Origin of the sequence: Streptomyces maremycinicus, from assembly GCF_001184025.1 — a bacterium.
GTDB lineage: Bacteria > Actinomycetota > Actinomycetes > Streptomycetales > Streptomycetaceae > Streptomyces > Streptomyces maremycinicus.
The window spans coordinates 26,694-46,036 of record NZ_BBYG01000014.1 but is presented as its reverse complement, the minus strand read 5'-3'; the positions used below and the strand labels follow the sequence as shown (position 1 = coordinate 46,036).

Below are 19,343 nucleotides of genomic sequence, written 5' to 3'. Positions count from 1 at the left end.
AATGGAAGCCCCTCTCCCTGTTGCCGTCGGCGTCAGCTGTGCGCGCCCCACCAGACCCATGCCGTGCGGGTGATACCGCCTTCGCCGATGTAGTTGGTGGTGTAGACGGCGTTGCCGTTGTCCGAGGTGCGAAGGAACACCCCGGTCCCGCTGATGAAGTCGCACTCGAGGTAGTCGCCGTCGTTGCTCCACCACTGCCCGGGGGCGTTCCCGCAGCCGCTCGTCCAGACGGCGTTGGTCGAGGTCTTGCTGTCCGTGGTGAGGCACATGCCGTTGGCCTTGCTGACCAGTCGGCGGAACACCGTGCCGTCGTAGTTGCGGGTGTAGGAATCCGAACCCCAGTACCAGTTGCGGGTGGAGAGCGAGTCGTTGCAGCTGTCCGACCAGACCTTGTCGCTCACGGTCGATGAGACGAGGCAGTTGCCCTCGTGGTCGTTCGCGTAGGTCCAGTACGTCGCCGCCGACGCGGTGGACATCGAGCCGGCCACCGCGAGCATGAGGGCGGCGAGTCCCATGGGCACGGTCAGTCTCAGGGTCCGCAGAGATTTCATGATCGCGACGATCGGGGGCGGAGAAGGTGCCCTCGTGAATTGAGCGTGAACACGTCATGCCAGTTTGGTCATGCCCGCGCCACAACTGACGTCAGGGGCGGTCGGTCCGCACGCCGCGAGGGTGGTCCGTACCAAGTTCAAGCGGCTCCCCATCCGCTACGAGAGGGGCGAGGGAGGAAGGACCCCATTCCTCCCTCCCAGGATGCTTTCCCAGCAGGCGATCAGGCGCACGGCGGAGTCGTGCCAGGAGCCAGGCGCATAGCCGCGGGCACGTGTGGGGACCGTGCCGGCGAGCAGGCCTGTCACCAGCGAGCCGGGCATCCCGGCACGGCCCGGAGAGTAAAGGTGGGCGTGCCCGGCTGTGGTCTCCCGCAGCGCAGGCAGATCCGGTGCGACGACCTCGCAGCCGCAGGCCAGCGCTTCCTGCGACGGCAGGTGGCTTCCCTCGCCCACGGAGGCCGACAGGCATGCGGTGGCCCCCGTGTACAAGGCGGCCAGGTCATCGTCATCCACGCGTCCTGCGAACCGTACGAAGTCGGCGGCGTCGAGCGTTTCCACCGCCCGGCGCGTCTCTTCGTCGCGTTCGGCGTGCCCACCGACCACGACGAACCGCGTGTCCGGTGGCAAAGCCGGACGCGCCCCAACAAGTTCCCGGATCAGCCAGGGCAGCCGTTTGCCACGGTGTGCCAGCCCGACGTAAAGCACGTAGGGGCCCACCAACCGGTGCGCGGTCCGTGCCGCGTCGATCTCTCCTCGGCCACGCGGTCTGAACACGTCGGTGTCCACCGCACCCGGGACGACGGTGGATCCACCGGGCGGTGGCACCAGTTCGGCCATCTCGCGCGCGGTGGCCTCGGAGACCGTGACGACATGGCTCGCGGAACGGACCAGCCTTCGGGTGAGCATTGCGAAGCCGCGTGCGAAGACACCGCAGGAGGGGTCCAGTTCTGCTGGGGCAGCCTGCGCGGACGGGCTGCGGTCCGGGTCGAGTACCTCGCTCCACAGGTCGTGCAGGCACTGCTTGCCGTACGTCTTCACGAAGTCCTCGTCCGAGGCGGTGAGGCGGGGAAAGCGCCACCGCAGCAAGTCGTGGACGGTGAGCACGTACGGGACGGGGCAGGCCAGGTCCACCACGTAGTGGGTGCTGTGATAGAGGTCTACACGACGCCTCGTCAGCAGACTGCGAAGGACTGCCGAGTCGCGCAGAAAGCCAGTGTCGCCCGGAATGCCGACGATCTCGTGCGTGTCGGCGCACTCCTCCCCGACGAGCAGATCGTGCGTCGCCGCCTGTGCACCATCCCGGACGACGACGAGCAGGCGGAACCCGGCAGCGCGGGCGGGCGCGGCCACGGCGGCCAGCAGCGACCTGCCGTAGCGGGCGACTCCGGTGTCATGGGTGCTCCTGAGATCCATCGCGACGAGCGGCACACCCGGTCCTTCCCCTCGGCGCTTCCACGAAGGGCACGCATCACGCTGACTGGTGCCCTTTCGACTTGTACGACCGCACTCCCTGTCGGTGCACTTCGGCGTAGCAGCGCAGGATCCGCCGCGCGTGCGTGTCCCACCGGTACCGGGCCGCCCACGCAGTTCGTTGCTGTTGTGCGGCCGCGCCCGAGGGCCTGCCGAGGAGCGCATCAATGGCCTGCGCGAGCTGCGACGTATCTCCCGGAGGGACGAACGTGCCATGCGGGCCCAGGGTTTCCCGCAGCACCGGCAGGTCAGAAACGATCACCGGACAGCCGGTTGCGAGGGCCTCCAGAGGAGTGAATCCGAAACCTTCGTGATGGGACAGCTGCAGCAGTCCGGCGGCTTGCGCGTAGAGCGAGCCGAGCAGTTCGTCTCCCACCTCGCCCAGACACACCGCATACCGTCCAGCGGCGGCCGTCGCCCAGGCTGCCGCCGGACGGCCGGCGCCGAAGTCGCGTCCCGCGAACACGAGAGGAATGCCGCGTCGCGGGGCCGAGGAATGCAGGTATCCGCGCATGGTGGTTGACAGCCCCTTGTGCGCGCGGTTCTGGCCGACGTAGAGCAGGTAGCCAGCGGAACGCAACGGCGCAGGCAGCGGGGGCGGTGGTCCGGACAGCCGCAGGTGATCGGCTCCGGGAGGCGCAACGACGGTGTCCGTGTCGCGCCCCAGCGCCTCGTCGAGGTGGTCGGCCACGGTCCGGGTGGGGACGACGATCCGGGCAGCCCTCTCAGCCGCGAGCCACAGCATCCGGCCGTAGAACTCCTCATGCAGGGAGCGGGGTCTGCGCGTCGCACCGGGCGGCCACCTCGTCGTGATCCGCAGCTTCTCGACGGACGTAGAGAGCCCCGCAAGAGCGTTTCCACCGTAGCGGTGGGCGAAGACGCCGTCCGGGTAGCAATACTGGGGAGCGCGTAGCCGCAGCACGTCGTGCACGGTCACCAGCATCGGCACCGGTGCCGGTTCGAGCGGGACCCGATAGTCCGGCAGGTGAAGCAGTTCGGCGCGGTGGTGGCGCACAGAGTCCACGAGGTTCGCACCTTCCGCCGCCGTGTACCGGGGCGCGGACGCGGGGGCTGTGCACAGCTCCAGGCTCTCGCCCCCAACACGGCGCAGGGCAGCGGTCAGACATGTCGTGTACCGCCCGATCCCGTCGGCACCGGCGATCTGTCCGTCCACCAGCACTCGGAGCATTCTCCACCTCCGCACCGCGCGCAATGCAGTCGCCGATACCCCTATTGCGGGGCCCGGGAGGCCTTCCGACGCTGCCCGCCGCACGACGCTATGCCATCTCCCGATCGGCTGGCAGGGGACAAATACGGCCAGGAACCCGCGCGCGTCGATGCCGTCGCTCTACTCTGAGAGGGCGGAGGCCCATGCCCGGCCCCGGGAGGAGCGTGCGACTCGTGCCCCACCTTTCCGTCACAACCTCGGCGGCGTTGTCCGTCGTCCTTTCGGCCGCGACCGGGTTGGCGACCAACCTGTTGACCGACGAGCTGTCCTGGGGACTCGGCACGGGCCTGGCGGTGCTCGTAGTTCTCTCCGCTGGGCTGGCCTGGGTTCAGGCGCACGGCGCGTCGACGGGCGGGCGAACCGAGGTCCGTCAGGTGGTACGCAGTGGCGGCTCGATCACCGACGGGCGAGTTACTGCGCGCGGAGCGGCTACCGTCGCCGAACGAGCCCGACGCAACGGGCGTATCAGCCGTTCCACGGTGCAGGCTCGCGACGCCAGCGTCGTCCGGGATGCCAAGAAGGGCACCATCGACGGTCAGCAGACGGACGCCCGAGGGTGACCGCACTCGTCCGGGCCGACGGAAACGTCCTCGTCGACCGGGAGGAAGCGCTGGCGGCGTTCCATCGGCTGTGCCGGGATCCGCGTGAGCGGCTGCTGTTCGTGTACGGCATGGCCGGGCAGGGCAAGACCACGCTGCTCTCGCATCTGGTGGACACCGTCGCTCCCGCTCACGGACTCACGGGGAATCTTCTCGACCTGGAGCACCTCACCGACTTCGAGGCGAGCACAGCCGACGGCATCGCTTTCGCGGGGCGCGCGCTGGATGCCGTAGCCCGGTGTTTCGAGATGCGCAGCGGGACGGTCCTGAAGGAATACCGCCGAAGCCGCGGCATCGCGGCGGACACCGTCCGCAATTTCCTAACCTCCGTGCCACGCCTGCGGCTGCGTCAACGGGCGTCCCGCAACAGTTCGATCTCCAATGTGTCGATCTCCTGGGAGGGACACAGCGACGGGCGCCGCCTGGCCCTGCTGCGGGACAACGAACTCAGCCGCATGACCGAGGCATTGTTACGCGGCGTGGCTGCTCACCGGGGCGAACTTCCGCCCGGCGCCCGCCACGTGCTGTGCATAGACACCTCCGAGCGCCTGCACTTTCTCGACGGGAGTGCAGCCGACCGGGCGGACGGCGGCAACGGCGTCCGTCACTGGCTTGTGTCCGACGTGCTGGCGAACCTGCTCGACGCGTGGCCCGGACTGGCCGTCGTACTGGCGGGACGCGAGCCGCTCACCCCGCCTGCGGGGCATCGCGCCGAACAGGTCCGGCTGGATGCGTGGCGAGAGCACCACACTCACACCTACCTGAGCGCCCACGGCATCACCGCACCCACAGCGGTCCGCTCCGTGCACCAGCTTTCCGGTGGGCTGCCCTTGTGGGCGAACGTGCTCGCCGAGATCTGTGCGACAGCCGGATCCCCGGCCTCGGACCTTGTGCTGCCGACGTCCGCCTACGAGCCGGATCCAATGTGGACCTCGAGGGTTCTACTCTCCCGGCTTCCGGAGAAGCGCCGCCGGGTAGTGGCCACAGCTTCAGTCCTGCGTCGCATCGAACGTGACGCCCTCGTGGCTCTCCTCGATCCCGTGGACCCGGCTCACGCGGCCCTGGCCGGTCGCGCTGCCCACGTGCCGGAAGCCGCCGGAGACCAGGGCGGCGAGCCGCGTGACGACGGCCTGTCCGGCAACTGGTTCGAAGACCTCTGTTCGTACAGTTTCGTCCACAGTCAGCGCACCCCATCTGGCGGGTTCGAGCACCGCATGCATCCGCTGGTGCGAGGCGCGATCCTCTCCTACCTGGAGCGTGAACAGGCCGGTCTGCTGCGCGTCCTACACAAGGCGGCCACCCGCCACCACCATGCAAGGGGCAACTGGATGGACGCATTGTTCCATGCCCTGTCAACCGGAGAGGACGCGGCGATGGCAACCTGGAAGCAACAACTCGACCTAGCCCTGTCCCGCTACGACTTCAGTACCTCTCTGCGCCTTGTGGAACTCGTCGTCTCCGACGATGCGGGTCCGGCGACGGCCGACCGCGCGCAACTCATGGTGGAGGCGCACATCGCGGCGGGCCGGATCGCCTTCTTCCAGATGCGCCTCGACGATGCCGAGATCAGTTACCGCCGCGCCCGGGACATCGCCGACGAGAGGGGTGACCACGTCGGGGCAGCCACAGCCCTTCTACACCTGGCTGAGCTGAGCCACCGCAGACTGGACGTGTCGAAAGCGGCCGAAGCGGTCAACGACGCGCTGGTCTTGTTCGAACGGGAGCACCATGTGCGAGGGCGCGCCGAGAGTCTGCACCGGCTGGGACATCTTCGGTTGGCGCACATGGACATCGCCGGAGCCAGCCAGGCGGCCGCCGACAGCCTCGTCCTGTTCCGCGCCCAGGGTGACGCGCTGGGCCAGGCCCGCGCCCTGGAGTTGCTGGGGCACATCCGGCTCGGACAGGCCGACCTCGCGGGTGCCAAGGAGCACATCAAGAACTCGCTCACCATGTACGACCGCGAGGAAGACCTGCGTGGCCTTGCTTCCACCCTGGGGCTGATCGCCGACATCTCATTGCTCCAGGGATACGTAGCGGAGGCCACCGAGGCGGCGGACCGGGCCCGAAGCATCTACCGACAGACCGGTGACGCCTTCCGCGAGGCAGGAGCGGTGCACATCTTCGGTAGGGTCCGGCTGGCGGCGGGCGACCTACTTGGGGCGGAAAGCGACGCCCGCGTCGAACTGTCGGTGCACGAACGTACGGGCAACCGGCTCGGGCAGGCCAACGCCCTGCACTTGCTCGGCACCGTCCATCTTGCCGCCGGACGGACCGATGAGGCGGTTCAGGCGGCACTCGGTGCCCGCGCACGGTACGAAGAGGTCGGAAATCCCCTGGGTGCGGCACACGCGGTGCAGCTCCTCGGCCGAGTCGCCCTTGACGAGTGCCATGAGGCCGACGCTGAGTCCCTGTTCACGCAAGCCCTCGATCAGTACCGGCGGGTCGGGAATCCGCTGGGAGATGCCGACGCCTTGTACTGGCGCGCCATGTGCGAAGAACGGCTCGGCAGACCTGCTGATGCCCTGGCCGACGCAGAGGCCGCCGCCGACATCTACGCCAGGCTGGGCGGCAATCGGGGTCTGGGAGAGAGCGCGTCCCTGGCCGCCCGACTGCACCTGGCTGCCAGCCGCTCCGATCGCGCGGAACTGTGGCTGCGGCAGGCACGCAAGGCGTTCCGGCTGATCGGCGACACGGAGAACGAACGTACTGCAGGCGGCTGCTGATACTGCAACAGGAACAGGGAGTCCAAGTGGATGGCGTCCTGCCACCGCTGGACGACGACCTCGACCTCGACTTCGTTTCGGCCGAACCGAAGCGACCTCATCGAACGTTTGAGAACCGCGAACGGCGAGATCCGCAGGTCTCATGCCCAGCCAGCCTTCCATGACGGACATGTCCATCATGCGAATGAGCAGCTCAGACACCACGACCACCGACTGAGCTGCTCATAACAGTGCGGAAGTAGGGGTTGATGCTGTCGTACAGCGAGTCGGGCAGCAGCGAGGCCAGCCCGGGAAGGACGAGCAGGATGCCGACCAGCGCCGCGATCGCTCCGGCGGAGGACCGGATCAGCACACCCAGCGCCACACCGAACACGGCGACCAGACCGAGGTAGACACCGGCGCCGGCCAGGCTGCGCAGCACGCCGTCGTCGCCCAGCGACAGCGCGATCCGCTCGCCGTCCAGGCCCGGGGCGCCCAGCATGAACGCGGCCGAGGCGCCGACGGTGGTGAGAACAAGAGCGATCGGGCCGATCACGGCGGCCTTCGACCACAGGACGGGCAGCCGGCGCGGAACCGCGGCGAGGGTGGAGCGGATCATGCCGGTGCTGTACTCGCCCGCGGACAGCAGTACTCCGAGCACGCCGACGGCCAGCGAGGCGAAGGTGACGCCGGTCAGGGCGAGGCTGACCGCGGTGCTGTCGCCCCCGCCGCTCCCCGGGCCGCCGGGTCCGCCGGTCGCGGTGGCGTCGGGGTCGAAGGTGTAGGAGGCGATCGTCCCGAAGAGGACCAGGAGGAACACGGCGACGCCCAGGGTGATCCAACTGGAGCGCAGCGACCAGAACTTGGCCCACTCCGAACGCAGGACCCGGATGCCGGTCACCTTGTAGGCCGTACCGGGGACGGCGGACGGGGTGGGGTCGGGTGCCGCGGAGAGGCCGGAGCGCCTGCCGGGGCGCTGGATGCGGCGAAGCGCGGTGTTGGGCATCAGGCGGCCTTTCGTCCGGTGCCGGCCGGAGCACTCTGGTACTCGACGACGTCGCGGGTGAGTTCCATGAACGCCGCCTCCAGGGAGACGGACTGCGGGGTGAGTTCGTACAGCGCCACGCCGTGCCGGGCGGCGATCGCGCCGATCTCCCGGGCGTCGCGCCCGCTGACCAGCAGCTCCTCGGCGGCGGAGGAGGTGATGGTGACGTCGGGACCGGCCAGCAACGAGCGCAGCCTCGCCGCCTCCGCGGTGGCGACCTTCACGCCGCCGCCACCGGCCTCCCGCGTGAATTCGTCGACCGTGGTGTCCGCGAGCAGCCGGCCACGTCCGATGATCACCAGATGTTCGGCGATCAACGCGGTCTCGCTCATCAGGTGCGAGGAAAGCATCACCGCGCGGCCCTCGTCGGCCAGCCCGCGCAGCAGGTTCCGCACCCAGAGCACGCCTTCGGGATCCAGGCCGTTGACCGGTTCGTCGAGCATGACGATCGCCGGGTCGCCGAGCAGGGCCGCGGCGATGCCGAGCCGCTGTCCCATGCCGAGCGAGAAGGCGCCCGCCCGCTTGCCGGCCACGCTGCTCAGCCCGGCCAGCTCGATGACCTCGGCCACCCGGTTCCGCGGAATGCCGTGCGTGTGGGCGAGAGCCATGAGGTGGTTGAACGCACTGCGCCCGGGGTGGACGGACTTGGCCTCCAGCAGGGTGCCGATCTCGTGCAAGGGCGCGGTGTGCCCGGCGTAGGACCGGCCGTTGACGGTGACCGAGCCCTCGGTGGGGGAGTCCAGGCCGACGATCATGCGCATCGTCGTGGACTTGCCCGCCCCGTTGGGCCCCAGGAAACCGGTCACCTCACCTGGCTTGACGGTAAAGCTCAGGTGGTCGACGACCGTCTTGTCGCCGTACCGCTTCGTGAGCTCACGCGCTTCGATCATGGGGAGCGGGCCTCTCTCGCCTCGGACGCGGACCCGGCCGCGGATGCACTGCCGGGTCTGCCTTCGAAGCTAGGAGCACGGCAGAGCCGAACTCTGGGAACGAGGGGGAATCTTCGGCAGCCGAGTGGTACCCCGGTACCACTCGGCGGCCCGGAAGCGGTCGGTCGGAGGCTCTCCGGGTCAGGGCCGGGCGGCCGCGTACCTGCCGACCGGGCGCCTCAGGTGGTCAGGTGGTGGTGCCGAGGCGGTGGATGGTGATGGGGACCGTGGTGCGGTTCCCGGTGGTGTCGATGCCGAAGCGTCCGGTGGCGGCGGGGACGGCGCCGTCGGCGAGGGCGTAGAGGTGGTTGAGGACGGCGAACCGATTGGGGCGTGCGGTGGTCGGGGTGGTGGCGTTACGGATGGCGGTGGTGGCCGTGAGGACGGCGTCATGGGCGAGGACGGGCCAGTAGCCGCGGGTCGCGTGGCCGGCGGGGAACTTCTGCCCGTGGTGGTCGCCGGTGAAGGCGTCGAGGAAGTCCTCGTAGAGGTTGTGATCGCTGTTGCCTGGGGCGCGCAGTGCCGCGGCGGTGGGCAGGGAGGCGTACATGACGGCGATGGGCGCCTCGCCCTGCTGGTTCAGGCTGGTGAGGGTCTTGGGATCCAGCGCCGCGGTGTCGGACCCGGCGACGACGGTGATGGGCCGGCGGTGGCAGCTGCGACGGCCGAGCGCCTCGAGGAAGCCGGGCAGGTACTTCTCCCGTGCCGCGAAGTACACGGTGTCCACCGGCGGTTGGGCGCTGCACAGATTCTGACCGATGGTGTCGAGGATCGACGCGGCCCCGCCACGGGGGTCCAAGAAGAAGTCCGCCGTGGGGTCGAGGTGCTTCTTCAGCCCGCTGACGGTGCGGAAGTCCTGGTAGAGGGAGTCGGTGTAGAAGTCGGTGGTTCCGTTCGGGGTCACCCGGGTGCGGACCACCGCCGCGGTGCGGGTGTCGTCGGCCAGTTCCTCGCCGAGCGCCTCGAGCTGGACCGCGTTGGTGAGGGTGACGCGGACCAGTCCGTCGATGCGTTTCGGTCCGGTGCCCGGGCTGTCGATGGTGCCGGTGGTGTCGAAGCCGTCGGCGGTGATGAGGTCGGCGACCATGGGCACGCTCTTCGCGCTGAGCGCGCGGGCGGCGTCGACGGACTCCTGCTGGCTCAGGCCCATCCCGGTGACGGCGACCAGGTTCTCGACGCCGTCCAGCGCCTTGACGGTGTCCTTCCAGTGCACTTCGCCGCTGCCCATGTTGGCCAGCACCAGGCGGATCTTCAGCGGGCTGTCGTCGGTGTTGGCCCGTTCGACGGCCGTGTAGGCGCCCTCGACCTCCCCGACGAACTGGTCGAGCGTCAGGTCCTTGGCCTTGCCGGCCTTGCCGATCGAGGTCAGCGGCGCCAGGAACGCGATGGTCACGTACTGGCCGTCGCGGGTCGCCCGGTGGTTCTCCGCGCCGATGGCCGTGAGGACGGGTTCCAGGGCGGAGCCGAACACGTCGGATCGGTCGCTGCCGTCGGTCACCCCCGTGCATTCGCCGCCGGCCTCGGTCACCAGCGCCGGGTTGAGGGTCCCGCAGTGCTCCTTGCGGAACTCCTCCTGTTTGCGCTGCTCCTCCTGCCGCAGATCTCGATCGTGACGGTCGACGGCGATCACGCCGGCGGTCGCCGCGAGCGCCAGGACGGTGCAGACCGCCACGGCGGCGCGGTGCCGCCCCAGGCCGGCCCACCATGCCCGCCAACGGCCGCCGTCCGTCGGCGGGGTGTCCGTCGGGGACTCCGTCGGCTTGCCGGGAGGCGGAACCGGAGGGGAGGGAGCCGGAGGCGGCGAAGGGGCGGCGGGCGGGGTGGGATCCGGGGGAGGGGGCGCGGCCGCGGCCTCCGGGCCACCCGGGGCCGCGGGCACCGCGGCCAGTGCCCGCCAGGCCTGGTGCCAGGGGCCGCGCTGTGCCTCGTCCAGACCGCAGGCGGCCAGGAAATCGGCGACGAAGTCCCACTCCGGCAGCCTGTCCCGGGACAGCACATTGGAGACCGTGGCCGGCGGCAGCCTCTTGCCCTGTCGCTGGCTGGCCTGTTCGAGCTGGGCCAGCGACACACCGAGTCCGGTGCGCAGTCTCGTCAGTTCCTCACGGAACTGCTGACGGCTGCCGATCCGCGGCGGGACCGTGTCGTGGTCCGCCTGCCGCCTGCCGGGCACCTGGTCCCACGTCATCACAGACCTCCCGCGGCGGCGGCAGTGGTACCGGCGCCGTCGGCGGCCGTGGTGCTGTCGGGGGCGCCGCCCGGGGGCTGTTGCCCGAAACGGCGAGGGCTGTATCGATGCGGCATGAAGGAATTCCTGTCTTCCTGGGCGCGGCGCCGAATACGACGCACGGAGCACCCCGAGCCCGGTTACCGGCCGGGACGCGAGGCGAGAGGGATTCCCCGATTCTTCAGGTGAGGGCGTGCCGCGGCAGCGCTGATGTGCGAGCGGAACTCAGAGGATCGAGGCGTCTCCTGCCGAGCCAGGATTCCGCCTTTCCTTTACCGGCTGACGGGTATTCCGATCTATTTCTGAAGTCTTCGGTCCGTGTCGCATGCTGACCGCGTTCTTTCCGCCGCCGCCGCCGCCGCCGCCGCCGCCGCCGTCGTCGTCACCGTCACCGCCGCCACCTGCGCCCTCGGCGTGGCGTAACCCTCGGCCCCGGCCCGCACCGCTGTGACCTGCGTGTACGGCGTTCCGAAAGGCCGGGTCCTGTTCGGAAGGCGTCGGAAGGGGCGAACGATCTTGTGGTGGCGGCGGTTCGGTGATGAGCTGGAAGCGGCGGCCAGGCCGCACCCCGTAGGAACTGTCCTGTCTTCCTGGGCTCGGCAGCACGACTCATCGGGGAGAGGGGGTTCCTGTTACCGGCGGGAACCCCCTCCGTGCGTGCGTACGTCCCGCGGAACGGAGCCGCACCCAGGGGAAATCAAGAAGCCGCCCGGCAATTCCGCCCGGCCCCGCGAGCGTACGGAAGGGGAACGCGAAAGGAAGCGCGTCAAAGCCCGGAGCCGGAGGGACCCTCAACGCCGCGCGTGGCGGATCTTCAGCCGTCCGAACCCCATGGTCCCGGAGATCCGGATCGTCGGCCCGCCAGGCCGGGAGCTTCGCGGGGCCCTGTACCGCGTGTCCTTCCACCCGGTGTGCAGATCCTCGTACTCGACGATCGCGTCGCGCGGCACCGTGATCCTGGCCCTCCCGGTGCCGAGTTGCAGCTCGATATCGACCACCGGATGCTCGATGACCGCCCGGGAGAGGTCCAGACGCACCCTGCCGAACGCGGACTCGACCTTGAGGTTCCGAGGCACCCGCCAGGCGCCGCGCCGCTGGATCCGTCCGCCGGCGGCGGCGATCGTCGACGTGGTGGCCGCCTTCTCCGCGGGGAGCGAGCCCAGGGCCGACACGAGCTCGCCGCGCGTCTTGGCGGTGAGCACCCGGTGGAGGCGTCCGTCCAGATCCTCGTGCGAGAGATGGCCTTCGGCGTACGCCTCCCGCAGGCGCCGCACGGCCGTGTCGCGGTCGTCTTCGCCGATCAGCGGCGGGCGGTCTTCCGGCAGAGCGGTCACCCTCTCATCCTAATGCCCTGCCTGTGACGCGAACCCGCCAACGCCCGCACCGGGCAAGGAATCCGAAGGGGAGGGGGAGAGAGACGGGGGGAGGGGGTCCGTCACCGGTCCCCCTCCCCGGCGGCACAGCCGGTTCAGCAGGTGGGGACGCCGGGCAGCCAGGCCGGGCCCTTGATGTAGATGTTGGTCAGCCAGGAGCCGTCGGTCAGCCGGGACCAGGCGTCGTTGGTGTAGCCCTCGGCGGAGACGGACTCCGCGTGCTCCTGGCACTGGACCGACACCTGGGTCGGACCGGCGAAGGTGTCCACGACCGACCCGCGCACGCTCGGCGTCGAGCGGGTGCGGACTCCGGTGCCCCAGGTCTCGAACGTCGTACCGCCGTTCGCGGGCGGGGGAATCGGGGTACCGGAGCCGTCGACCCGGATCGCTCCCGCGTAGTCGCCGCCGGTGCGCACCGGCGTGACCCGGATACGGGTGCCCGACTCGTATGCCTCGACCATCTGCCCGCCGCCCAGGTACATGGCCACGTGGTGGATGTGCCCGCTGCCCCAGAACATCAGATCGCCCGGCAGCAGCGGTCCCGTTCCCTGGGCGGCGGAGAACCGGGCGGAGGCCTGCGCACTGTGGAACTGGTCGCCGGCCGTGCCGTTGAGCAGATCCTTGCCGGTCGCCCGGTAGTACGCGTAACGCACCAGGCCGGAGCAGTCGAAACCCATGCGCTCACCGTCGTGCAGGCTGTCCGGGTCCGAGCCGTCGTAATAGCCGTAGGTGGCGCCCGGTGTGGCGCCGTGGCCGCCGCCCCAGCTGTACCAGACGCCGGCCTGGGCGCAGGCCGCCGCGACGGCGGACTGCGCGGTGGCCGAGGCGCCCGGGGCGAGAACCCCGCAGGAGGGGTCCGGCGCGGCGTGGGCGGGGACGCAGCAGAAGGCGGAGAGGGCCAGGACACCGGCGCCCAGGAAGGCGCCCCCCGTCCGGCGGCCCGTACTGATGATCTTCAAGGAACTCTTCCTTCGCCGACGTGAGGTCACCGGCACTCCGGTGGCGGCCGATGACGGACGGGACATGCGGCCCGTGCCGCACCCCACCCCCGTGGAGGTGCGGCACGGGACCAGCGGCTGAGCGCGGCCCCGGACGTCGATCCCCCTCGGTCCGGATGGATGGCGCGCTCTGTGCTGCTCCGGCCTGCTCCGCCCCGTCGTACTGTGCCCTGCTCGCGGTGGTCAGGCCGTCGAGCGGGGCGGGGTGGTGGGGCCGTAGCGGGCGGCCGGTGCCTTGCGCAGCAGGGCCCAGTACCGGTCGCCGTACGACCAGTGCCACCACTCGGTCGGGTAGTTGACGAATCCGGCCGCCGTCAACGCCCAGCCCATCAGCTCCCGGTTCGCTCGTGCCTCGGCGCCGATGTCGCCCGCCTCGGTGCGGCAGGCGCCCCTGCTCTCCTCGGGGGTCGCGTTGACCTCCGTGCCCAGGGGCAGTTCCCGGCCGTCCTGGTTGCACAGCGTCAGGTCGACCGCGCCGCCGCTCGCGTGCGGGGCGACCTCCGGCGGGGAGATGTAGGCACTCGCCAACTCCCTTGTCCGCTCGGGTGCCGCGTCCGGATGCTCCCGCCACATCGCCGCCGCGTACTGCTCGAAGTAGCGGCGTTGGAGGCCCGGCGGACGGTACCCCTCCACCACCAGGAACCACACACCCGCCGGCAACAGCCGCTGCGCCCGCACCAGTCGGCGCAGCGTGCCCGATCGCAGATGGGCGAAGCTGCCGTCGTCGTCGGCCTGCCGCTGATCCAGCCACAGGGAGCCGGACCCGCGCAGATCGACGAGAGGCTCACCGCATTCGTCCTCCGGGACCGCGGTGACCCTGGGGTCCGAGAGCGTGATGATGTCGTCTGTCACGGGAACAGCGTCTCCGGAGCCCCTGCAAATGCTCTGTAGGTTGCCTGCAAGCGTCCTACGTGGTCCTGCCTGGGCGGTGCGACCGGTCAACACGTCCGCACAAGGCCGGCCCTCGCGGAGGTCTGGCTTCTACGGAGGATGGGCTTCCACGGGTCCGGGCTCCGTTGCTCGGACCGCCGCCGAAGATCGAGCGTGGGCGAACAGCTCTTCCGGTCCGGCCCTTGATCGGCGTAGCGTCACCTCCATGACCAGCGGAAACCGGCAGCGCCGCCGTGACGGCGCCGCGAAACAGGCGCAGCTCACGAGCGGGGACCACAGCGGCCCGAAGGACAAGCGGGGCAAGGCGCCGCGTGTGGTCCAGCCCGACCGAGGACACAGGACGGCGGCGGCCAAGCGCGAATGGAAGGCCCTGTTCGCCCGACTGGAAGAGGTCAAGCGCAGAGAACGGGAGCGGCAGAAGCGCAGCGGTGCCTGAGGGCGGCATCAACGGCGCGAGTCGCGGGTCTTCCGCGCGGAGCACACCTCGGGCTTCTCGTTGTGCGGCGGAAGCGCTGTGCGGCAGAGACAGGGCCTGACCGCAACGTGCCTGCTGGGGCTCACTGTTGTCGTTCTCCGGCGCGGTACTGATCGCGCCGGACGGGGTTCACAAGGGGGAGTGCGGTGCGTGCGGGGTGGGTCAGGCTGTGGCGTTGGACGGCCTGGGGCGGCATCGGGCTGAGTCTGTACGCAGGCTGGCTGACGGTCGATGACATCCGGGACCGGGCGGCCGGCGAGCGCGACATCGAAGCGGCTTGCGACGGACTCGTATCGGGCGCCGAGGTGATGGACTTGCAGGGCGGGACGGCCCGCGCCAAGGCGAGCGACTACGACGAGTACCGGATCGACACGCGCGAACCGCACGGTTCCTGCACGGTCTACAAGGTGCCCGGCCCCGGCAGGACGAAGAGTCTGTTCACCCTCGTGGTGCGGCGCAGCGACGCCTCGGAGCCGATGAACCTGATCGGTGACGACAGTGGACTCGAGCCGTTCCGCGCCGATGGCGGCGGCGAGAGGAGCGATGTCACGGCGGTCGCCGACCGACGCCCCGAAGCGTGGCCGGTGGGTGACGGCACCCTGGGCCGGTACGGGGACTGGTACACGACCGTGCGCGCCGAGTGCGACCCGGGCAGCCGCGTGACCGCTCCCACGCTGCTGAACGTGACCGCCCGCGCCGACTACGACGACGTCTCCGCCGCGGATCGTCAACGCCTGGCCCGCATCGCCCGCTCCGCCGCCGAGACGGCAGCCGACCGGATCGGCTGCGAGACCCGGCTGGCCGCCCTGCCCGGCCGACAGCTCGCATCCGTGCCGGACGCCCTCCGCCCCGCCGGGAAGGCGGGCGGTTCCTGCCGCTGGTTCGCCGGACACGTCGAGCGGCAAGGACAGGGCCGGCTGCCCGACCGCGCCCTCCCGGTACCCGTCCGGGAGGCGAACCCCCTCGAAGGCTGCCTTCTGGCGGTCGGTCCCGACCAGGTGGGCCGGATCGCCGGGAGCCTCGACGAGGACCGGCGCGACTACGCGCGGAGCGCCCGCACGCACTCGCCCTGGTGGCTGCGGACCGTCTCCTACTTCGGCCCGGAGGCGCGCACCGTCGGCTACGACGTCCTGGGCAGCGAGGAGGCGATCATCGAGACCGGAACGGCCGGGCACGCCGCCGGGGCATGGTGGGCCTCCTCCGTCTGCGACGGCAAGCCGGCCCTGCACACGCTCAGTTCCAGCTACACCTACGACGACATCCTCGGTTCCAGGACACTGAACGCCCTGTTCCACGCCTACGTCGACGACATCACCAAGCGGCGCGGGTGCACCGACGTGACGTACCCGGACGTGAAGGACTTCGACAGTCTCTGAGCGTCGAGGTGCCTCTCACGCGGGCGTGGCGTTGTCGCCCGGAGGCCGGCGGAGCAGATGCAGACAGACGACCGAGGCGACGACGGCCCGTCGGTCGGAGGCGTCCAGGCGGGGGTCCGTCTCGACGACGTACTGTTGTAGTCCGAGCCACGCGTCGACGGTGCTCACCGTGACCCGGCCGAGAACCTCCGGCGCCGGCCCGCTCTCCCCGTCGGTCTCCGCGAGATGCCAAGCGTTCGCCAACGGGCCCTGCCGCGTGAGGAAGAGCGGGCGACCCTGCTCCGGGTGGACGGTCAACTGCCGCGTGTGCACGAGTCCCTGGGTACCGGCAGTGCCGACCTCCCTGCCCGCCGCGTCGGTGAAGTGGAACCGAACCTGCCTGAACTGCCCCCATCGGGAACGCCTGTTGATCCACATGACGAGTTCCCCGGAGGTCTTGGCGAGGAACCAGCGCGTGTCGTCGAGGCGTGTGACGTGGGCGAGCGGGGTCCCCTCCACCGTGGACACGGCCAGGGCGGGGCCCGCGTACCGGCGCCACCGTGAACGCTTCGGCTGCCCCACCACGACGGAGTCGAGCTCGAACAGATGGGGTTCCGTCATCGGTCCTCCGTCAGGTCGGAAACGGAGTGGAGGGTGCGTACGAGCCCGCGCCGCGGACGTCCGGGTGGACGCTCTGCCTCGAACCCCACCCGGCGTCCGCGGCGCGGAGCACGTCAGTCCACGATCACTTCGGTGCGCGGCGCCGGGGCCCCGCCGACGAGGGCTGCGCCGAAGTTGCCCTCGACCTCCGCCTTCTCCGCGGAGTTCGGGTACGGGTTCGTGCACGCGGTGCCCGCGCTGGAACCGGACATCAGACTCGAGCACGGCCCGGGCTTGCGATCCGGCAGGCCCAGGATGTGCCCGAGTTCGTGTGCGGAGATACGGACGGTGTCATAGCCCTGGTCGACGGCCTGACGCCCGATGTACACGGTGCCGTTGCCCAGGGTGGTGGGCAGGGCGCGGGGCCAGCCGTTGTCCGCGAGGACCCGTATGTTCGCCCGTTGCCCGGCGGTGGCGGGTCGGAGCTCGACGGCGTCGACGCTCTCGTTCCAGATCGCCGCGCCCCGGTCGACGGCGCTGCGGAACTCCGCGGAACCGCCGGCGTCGTAGGTCAGGACCCGGGCGGCCGCCGGGGCGTTCGGCGCCTGTGGGGCGGCCGCGGCCGGACCGCCTGCCAGGGCCAGGGAGATGAGACAGGCAGCGGTCAGGCCGCCGGTCAGGGTACGGACGTGCATGATCGACCTCCTTGTGGGGGAAGGGCAGTCGTGCTCATGACATTCTCAGGGTCCCCTGCCCAACCGGGGCCCGGACGAATCCGTCGTTGTGCGGCCCTCACGGCCCGGGGCACCGGCGGCGGACGGGGGAGGGGGGAGGGGGGAGGGGGGACCGTGTCGGTGGGGACTGCTTGAATGCGGAGCGACCAGAGGCACGGAGGCTGCCGTCACGTCAGGGAGGGAGAAGCGATGTCCGATCATCTGATCGAGGACCTGGTCGCGGACTCGGTTCGCGTCCTGGACGGCCACGCCGAGCCGGGCGACCCGCGCGTGCGGAACTGGTTCGCCGCGCTGTACGACTTCCAGGACGGGTACGACTGCTCGTTCACGCACTTCCGTGTGATGGACATCCTGCTGCGGCGCGGGCACACATACCGCTTCCCGGTCTCCCGGCATCCCGACTACGCCGTGCGCACCGCGTACTTCGACGCGCTGACGGAGTTCACCGCGCTCCGAAGCTTCGACGAGGAGGCCCCCGACTTCGACGGCTACGCGTCGTGGCGCGAGGACGGCTACGTCGAGCCGCCGTTCCTCTACTGCGACACGGGCACCGAGCTGTGGAGACGCCTGGCCGACTCCGGCGAGATCGACTGCTCCGAGACCGACTTGACCCGCCCCGCCCGGTTGATCGACGTCGTCCGTGAGGTCGCCGTCGCCGCCGAGAAGGAGCAGGACCGCGAACTCATCGGAATCTGGTACGGATTCGGCTGCGGCACCCTTCTCGGCGGCCCGGCCGGCTGCCCCTTCGACGTCGACGAACTCACCGACATGCCCGCCGTGCGGGACCTCCGCGCCGTCGTCCGCCGCACAGACGCCCTGGCTCACGCCCGGCGATCGCCCTACGCGGTCCCCGTGGAGTTCGCCGACGACGGCGAGCTGGAGGCCTGGTGGTGGGATCTGTAGGCACGCGGGCCCGTCCCACCCGAGAGCGGCAGGTCGGACGGGACGGAAGCCGCTTCAGGGCGTGCGCAGCAGCGCGCAGACGAAGTTCTCCTGGATGGTGCGCAGCCGCTCGAGCCGTGCCGGATCGCCGGCCCCGTTGATCTGGCTCGTTACCGAGAACGTCAGCGAACGCCGGCCGTCGGGAGTGGCGGCCACCAGCTGCGTGTAGCCCGGGAAGTTGCCGGTGTGGCCCAGCACGACGCCGCACCGTGTCGCGTAGCGGAAGATGGCCAGTCCCGCCGTGTTGCGGCCCGGACCCGCGGGTTGGGACGCACCCGCGATCCACCGGCGCTGCTCCCGCACGACGTCCTTGCCGTAGAGCGCGCCCGAGGCGTAGCCACGGATGAAGCGGGTCATGTCGAGCGGAGTGGAGATGATGCCGCCGGAGGCCCATGCGCCGGAAGCGCTGACGAGCTCGCTGACGTCCTGCGGGGACGCGGGGTCGCTCATGTCGTACCCGTGCAGGTAGGGCTCGGGCATGCGGTAGCCCAGCGGGAGGCTGGTGTCGCGCAGGTCCAGGGGCCGGTAGACCAGTCGGCGCAGGAGCTGTTCGTACGGGGCGCCGGTGACGGCTTCCGCCATCAGGGCGACGGCGATGTTGTCCGAGTTGGAGTACTCGTACCGGCTGCCCGGGCGGAATCGCAGCGGCTCGTCCGCCACGTAGTCGAGCAGGTGGCGGGGGTCGAAACGGTGGTGCGGGTCGGCCCTGACCACCGCGGTGAACCCGGGGTCCTGCGAGTAGTCCGGCAGACCGCTGGTGTGGTTCAGCAACTGCCGTAGCGTCACCCGGCCCCATGCGCGGGGGAGCTGCGGCAGGCGTTTGCGCAGGGTGTCGTCCAGGCCCAGGGCGCCGCGGTCGACGAGGGAGAGCGCCACCGCTCCGCTGAAGGCCTTGGCCGTGCTCGCGATCCGCATGTGGTCCCTCACCTGCGGCGGGCGGCCCGTCGCCAGGTCGGCGACACCGGCCCGCAGCACGCGGGCCTGCCGGCCGTTCCGCAGCACGGCGATGACGCCGGGCGGACCGCCGCGCTCCTTCACGAAGCGGTCGATCTGACGCTGGAGTGCGCGGTCCTCCGCCGACCCGCCGTCGATGCCGGCGGCGGTGCCTGCGGTGGCCGGTCCCAGTACCGCCAGACAGGCGGCCGCGACGACGAACACGGACCCGAGACGTGATCGCGGGACGGCGGGAAGAGGCCGTACGGGGCGCAGAGGCATCCAGGCTCCTGA

General features: G+C 70.5%; 16 protein-coding genes and 1 pseudogene. 5 read left to right on the top strand and 12 right to left on the bottom strand.

The features are described 5' to 3' along the window. Positions 1 to 32 precede the first annotated feature (32 nt). The 3 genes from AOQ37_RS18475 to AOQ37_RS18465 form a co-directional block, all read right to left on the bottom strand. On the bottom strand, positions 33 to 551 hold the full coding sequence (locus AOQ37_RS18475) for a hypothetical protein (RefSeq protein ID WP_159401353.1): 519 nt from the start codon (positions 549 to 551) through the stop codon (positions 33 to 35). Between the two features lie 156 nt (positions 552 to 707). Then, entirely contained in the window at positions 708 to 1,979 is a 1,272-nt protein-coding gene (locus tag AOQ37_RS18470) for a glycosyltransferase (protein WP_062645660.1), read from the bottom strand. Between the two features lie 40 nt (positions 1,980 to 2,019). After that, positions 2,020 to 3,201 carry a glycosyltransferase family 4 protein gene (locus tag AOQ37_RS18465; RefSeq protein WP_159401352.1) on the bottom strand — a complete coding sequence of 394 codons (1,182 nt, stop codon included), beginning with the start codon at positions 3,199 to 3,201 and terminating at the stop codon, positions 2,020 to 2,022. A 221-nt stretch (positions 3,202 to 3,422) separates the two neighbouring features. On the opposite strand from AOQ37_RS18465, the gene AOQ37_RS18460 reads away from it, so the two are divergent. Continuing rightward, a complete protein-coding gene (locus AOQ37_RS18460) occupies positions 3,423 to 3,809 on the top strand; it encodes a hypothetical protein (RefSeq protein ID WP_062645658.1) in 387 nt (128 codons plus the stop codon). Further along, positions 3,806 to 6,571, top strand: coding sequence for a tetratricopeptide repeat protein (locus AOQ37_RS38820; RefSeq protein ID WP_078890254.1), 2,766 nt, complete (start codon positions 3,806 to 3,808; stop codon positions 6,569 to 6,571). The genes AOQ37_RS18460 and AOQ37_RS38820 overlap by 4 nt, the downstream gene beginning before the upstream one ends. Positions 6,572 to 6,764: 193 nt before the next feature. Here the strand turns inward: AOQ37_RS38820 and AOQ37_RS18435 are convergent, their stop codons facing one another. From AOQ37_RS18435 to AOQ37_RS18410, 6 genes and pseudogenes are all read right to left on the bottom strand, one after another. Next, the gene (locus AOQ37_RS18435; protein WP_234436942.1) at positions 6,765 to 7,556 is read right to left on the bottom strand and encodes an ABC-2 transporter permease; all 792 of its coding nucleotides are present in this window, start codon (positions 7,554 to 7,556) and stop codon (positions 6,765 to 6,767) included. Continuing rightward, the gene (locus AOQ37_RS18430; protein WP_062645653.1) at positions 7,556 to 8,485 is read right to left on the bottom strand and encodes an ABC transporter ATP-binding protein; all 930 of its coding nucleotides are present in this window, start codon (positions 8,483 to 8,485) and stop codon (positions 7,556 to 7,558) included. The genes AOQ37_RS18435 and AOQ37_RS18430 overlap by 1 nt, the downstream gene beginning before the upstream one ends. A gap of 226 nt (positions 8,486 to 8,711) precedes the next feature. Further along, positions 8,712 to 10,709, bottom strand: coding sequence for a helix-turn-helix transcriptional regulator (locus tag AOQ37_RS18425; RefSeq protein WP_062645652.1), 1,998 nt, complete (start codon positions 10,707 to 10,709; stop codon positions 8,712 to 8,714). 830 nt (positions 10,710 to 11,539) lie between these two features. Then, positions 11,540 to 12,082 (bottom strand): DUF1707 SHOCT-like domain-containing protein, encoded by a 543-nt coding sequence (locus AOQ37_RS18420; RefSeq protein ID WP_062645651.1) that lies wholly within the window; start codon positions 12,080 to 12,082, stop codon positions 11,540 to 11,542. Positions 12,083 to 12,219: 137 nt separating this feature from the next. Further along, a pseudogene (locus tag AOQ37_RS18415) lies at positions 12,220 to 13,080 on the bottom strand (C40 family peptidase); the annotation flags it as partial. A 222-nt stretch (positions 13,081 to 13,302) separates the two neighbouring features. Then, positions 13,303 to 13,971, bottom strand: a complete 669-nt coding sequence (locus AOQ37_RS18410) for a M15 family metallopeptidase (protein ID WP_062645650.1) — start codon at positions 13,969 to 13,971, stop codon at positions 13,303 to 13,305. Between the two features lie 244 nt (positions 13,972 to 14,215). Between AOQ37_RS18410 and AOQ37_RS18405 the strand changes: the two genes are divergently transcribed. Both AOQ37_RS18405 and AOQ37_RS38815 read left to right on the top strand, forming a co-directional pair. After that, positions 14,216 to 14,446: a hypothetical protein gene (locus AOQ37_RS18405; RefSeq protein ID WP_199825049.1), complete on the top strand. Its 231-nt coding sequence runs from the start codon at positions 14,216 to 14,218 to the stop codon at positions 14,444 to 14,446. Between the two features lie 185 nt (positions 14,447 to 14,631). Next, positions 14,632 to 15,861, top strand: coding sequence for a hypothetical protein (locus AOQ37_RS38815; protein WP_062645649.1), 1,230 nt, complete (start codon positions 14,632 to 14,634; stop codon positions 15,859 to 15,861). 15 nt (positions 15,862 to 15,876) lie between these two features. Here AOQ37_RS38815 and AOQ37_RS18395 read toward each other — a convergent pair whose 3' ends face one another. Both AOQ37_RS18395 and AOQ37_RS18390 read right to left on the bottom strand, forming a co-directional pair. Continuing rightward, positions 15,877 to 16,461: a hypothetical protein gene (locus AOQ37_RS18395; protein ID WP_062645648.1), complete on the bottom strand. Its 585-nt coding sequence runs from the start codon at positions 16,459 to 16,461 to the stop codon at positions 15,877 to 15,879. Positions 16,462 to 16,574: 113 nt separating this feature from the next. Further along, a complete protein-coding gene (locus AOQ37_RS18390; protein ID WP_062645647.1) occupies positions 16,575 to 17,135 on the bottom strand; it encodes a snapalysin family zinc-dependent metalloprotease in 561 nt (186 codons plus the stop codon). Positions 17,136 to 17,363: 228 nt separating this feature from the next. On the opposite strand from AOQ37_RS18390, the gene AOQ37_RS18385 reads away from it, so the two are divergent. Further along, on the top strand, positions 17,364 to 18,077 hold the full coding sequence (locus AOQ37_RS18385) for a hypothetical protein (protein ID WP_062645646.1): 714 nt from the start codon (positions 17,364 to 17,366) through the stop codon (positions 18,075 to 18,077). Between the two features lie 54 nt (positions 18,078 to 18,131). Here the strand turns inward: AOQ37_RS18385 and AOQ37_RS18380 are convergent, their stop codons facing one another. Continuing rightward, the gene (locus AOQ37_RS18380; RefSeq protein ID WP_062645645.1) at positions 18,132 to 19,331 is read right to left on the bottom strand and encodes a serine hydrolase domain-containing protein; all 1,200 of its coding nucleotides are present in this window, start codon (positions 19,329 to 19,331) and stop codon (positions 18,132 to 18,134) included. Between the last annotated feature and the right edge of the window lie 12 nt (positions 19,332 to 19,343).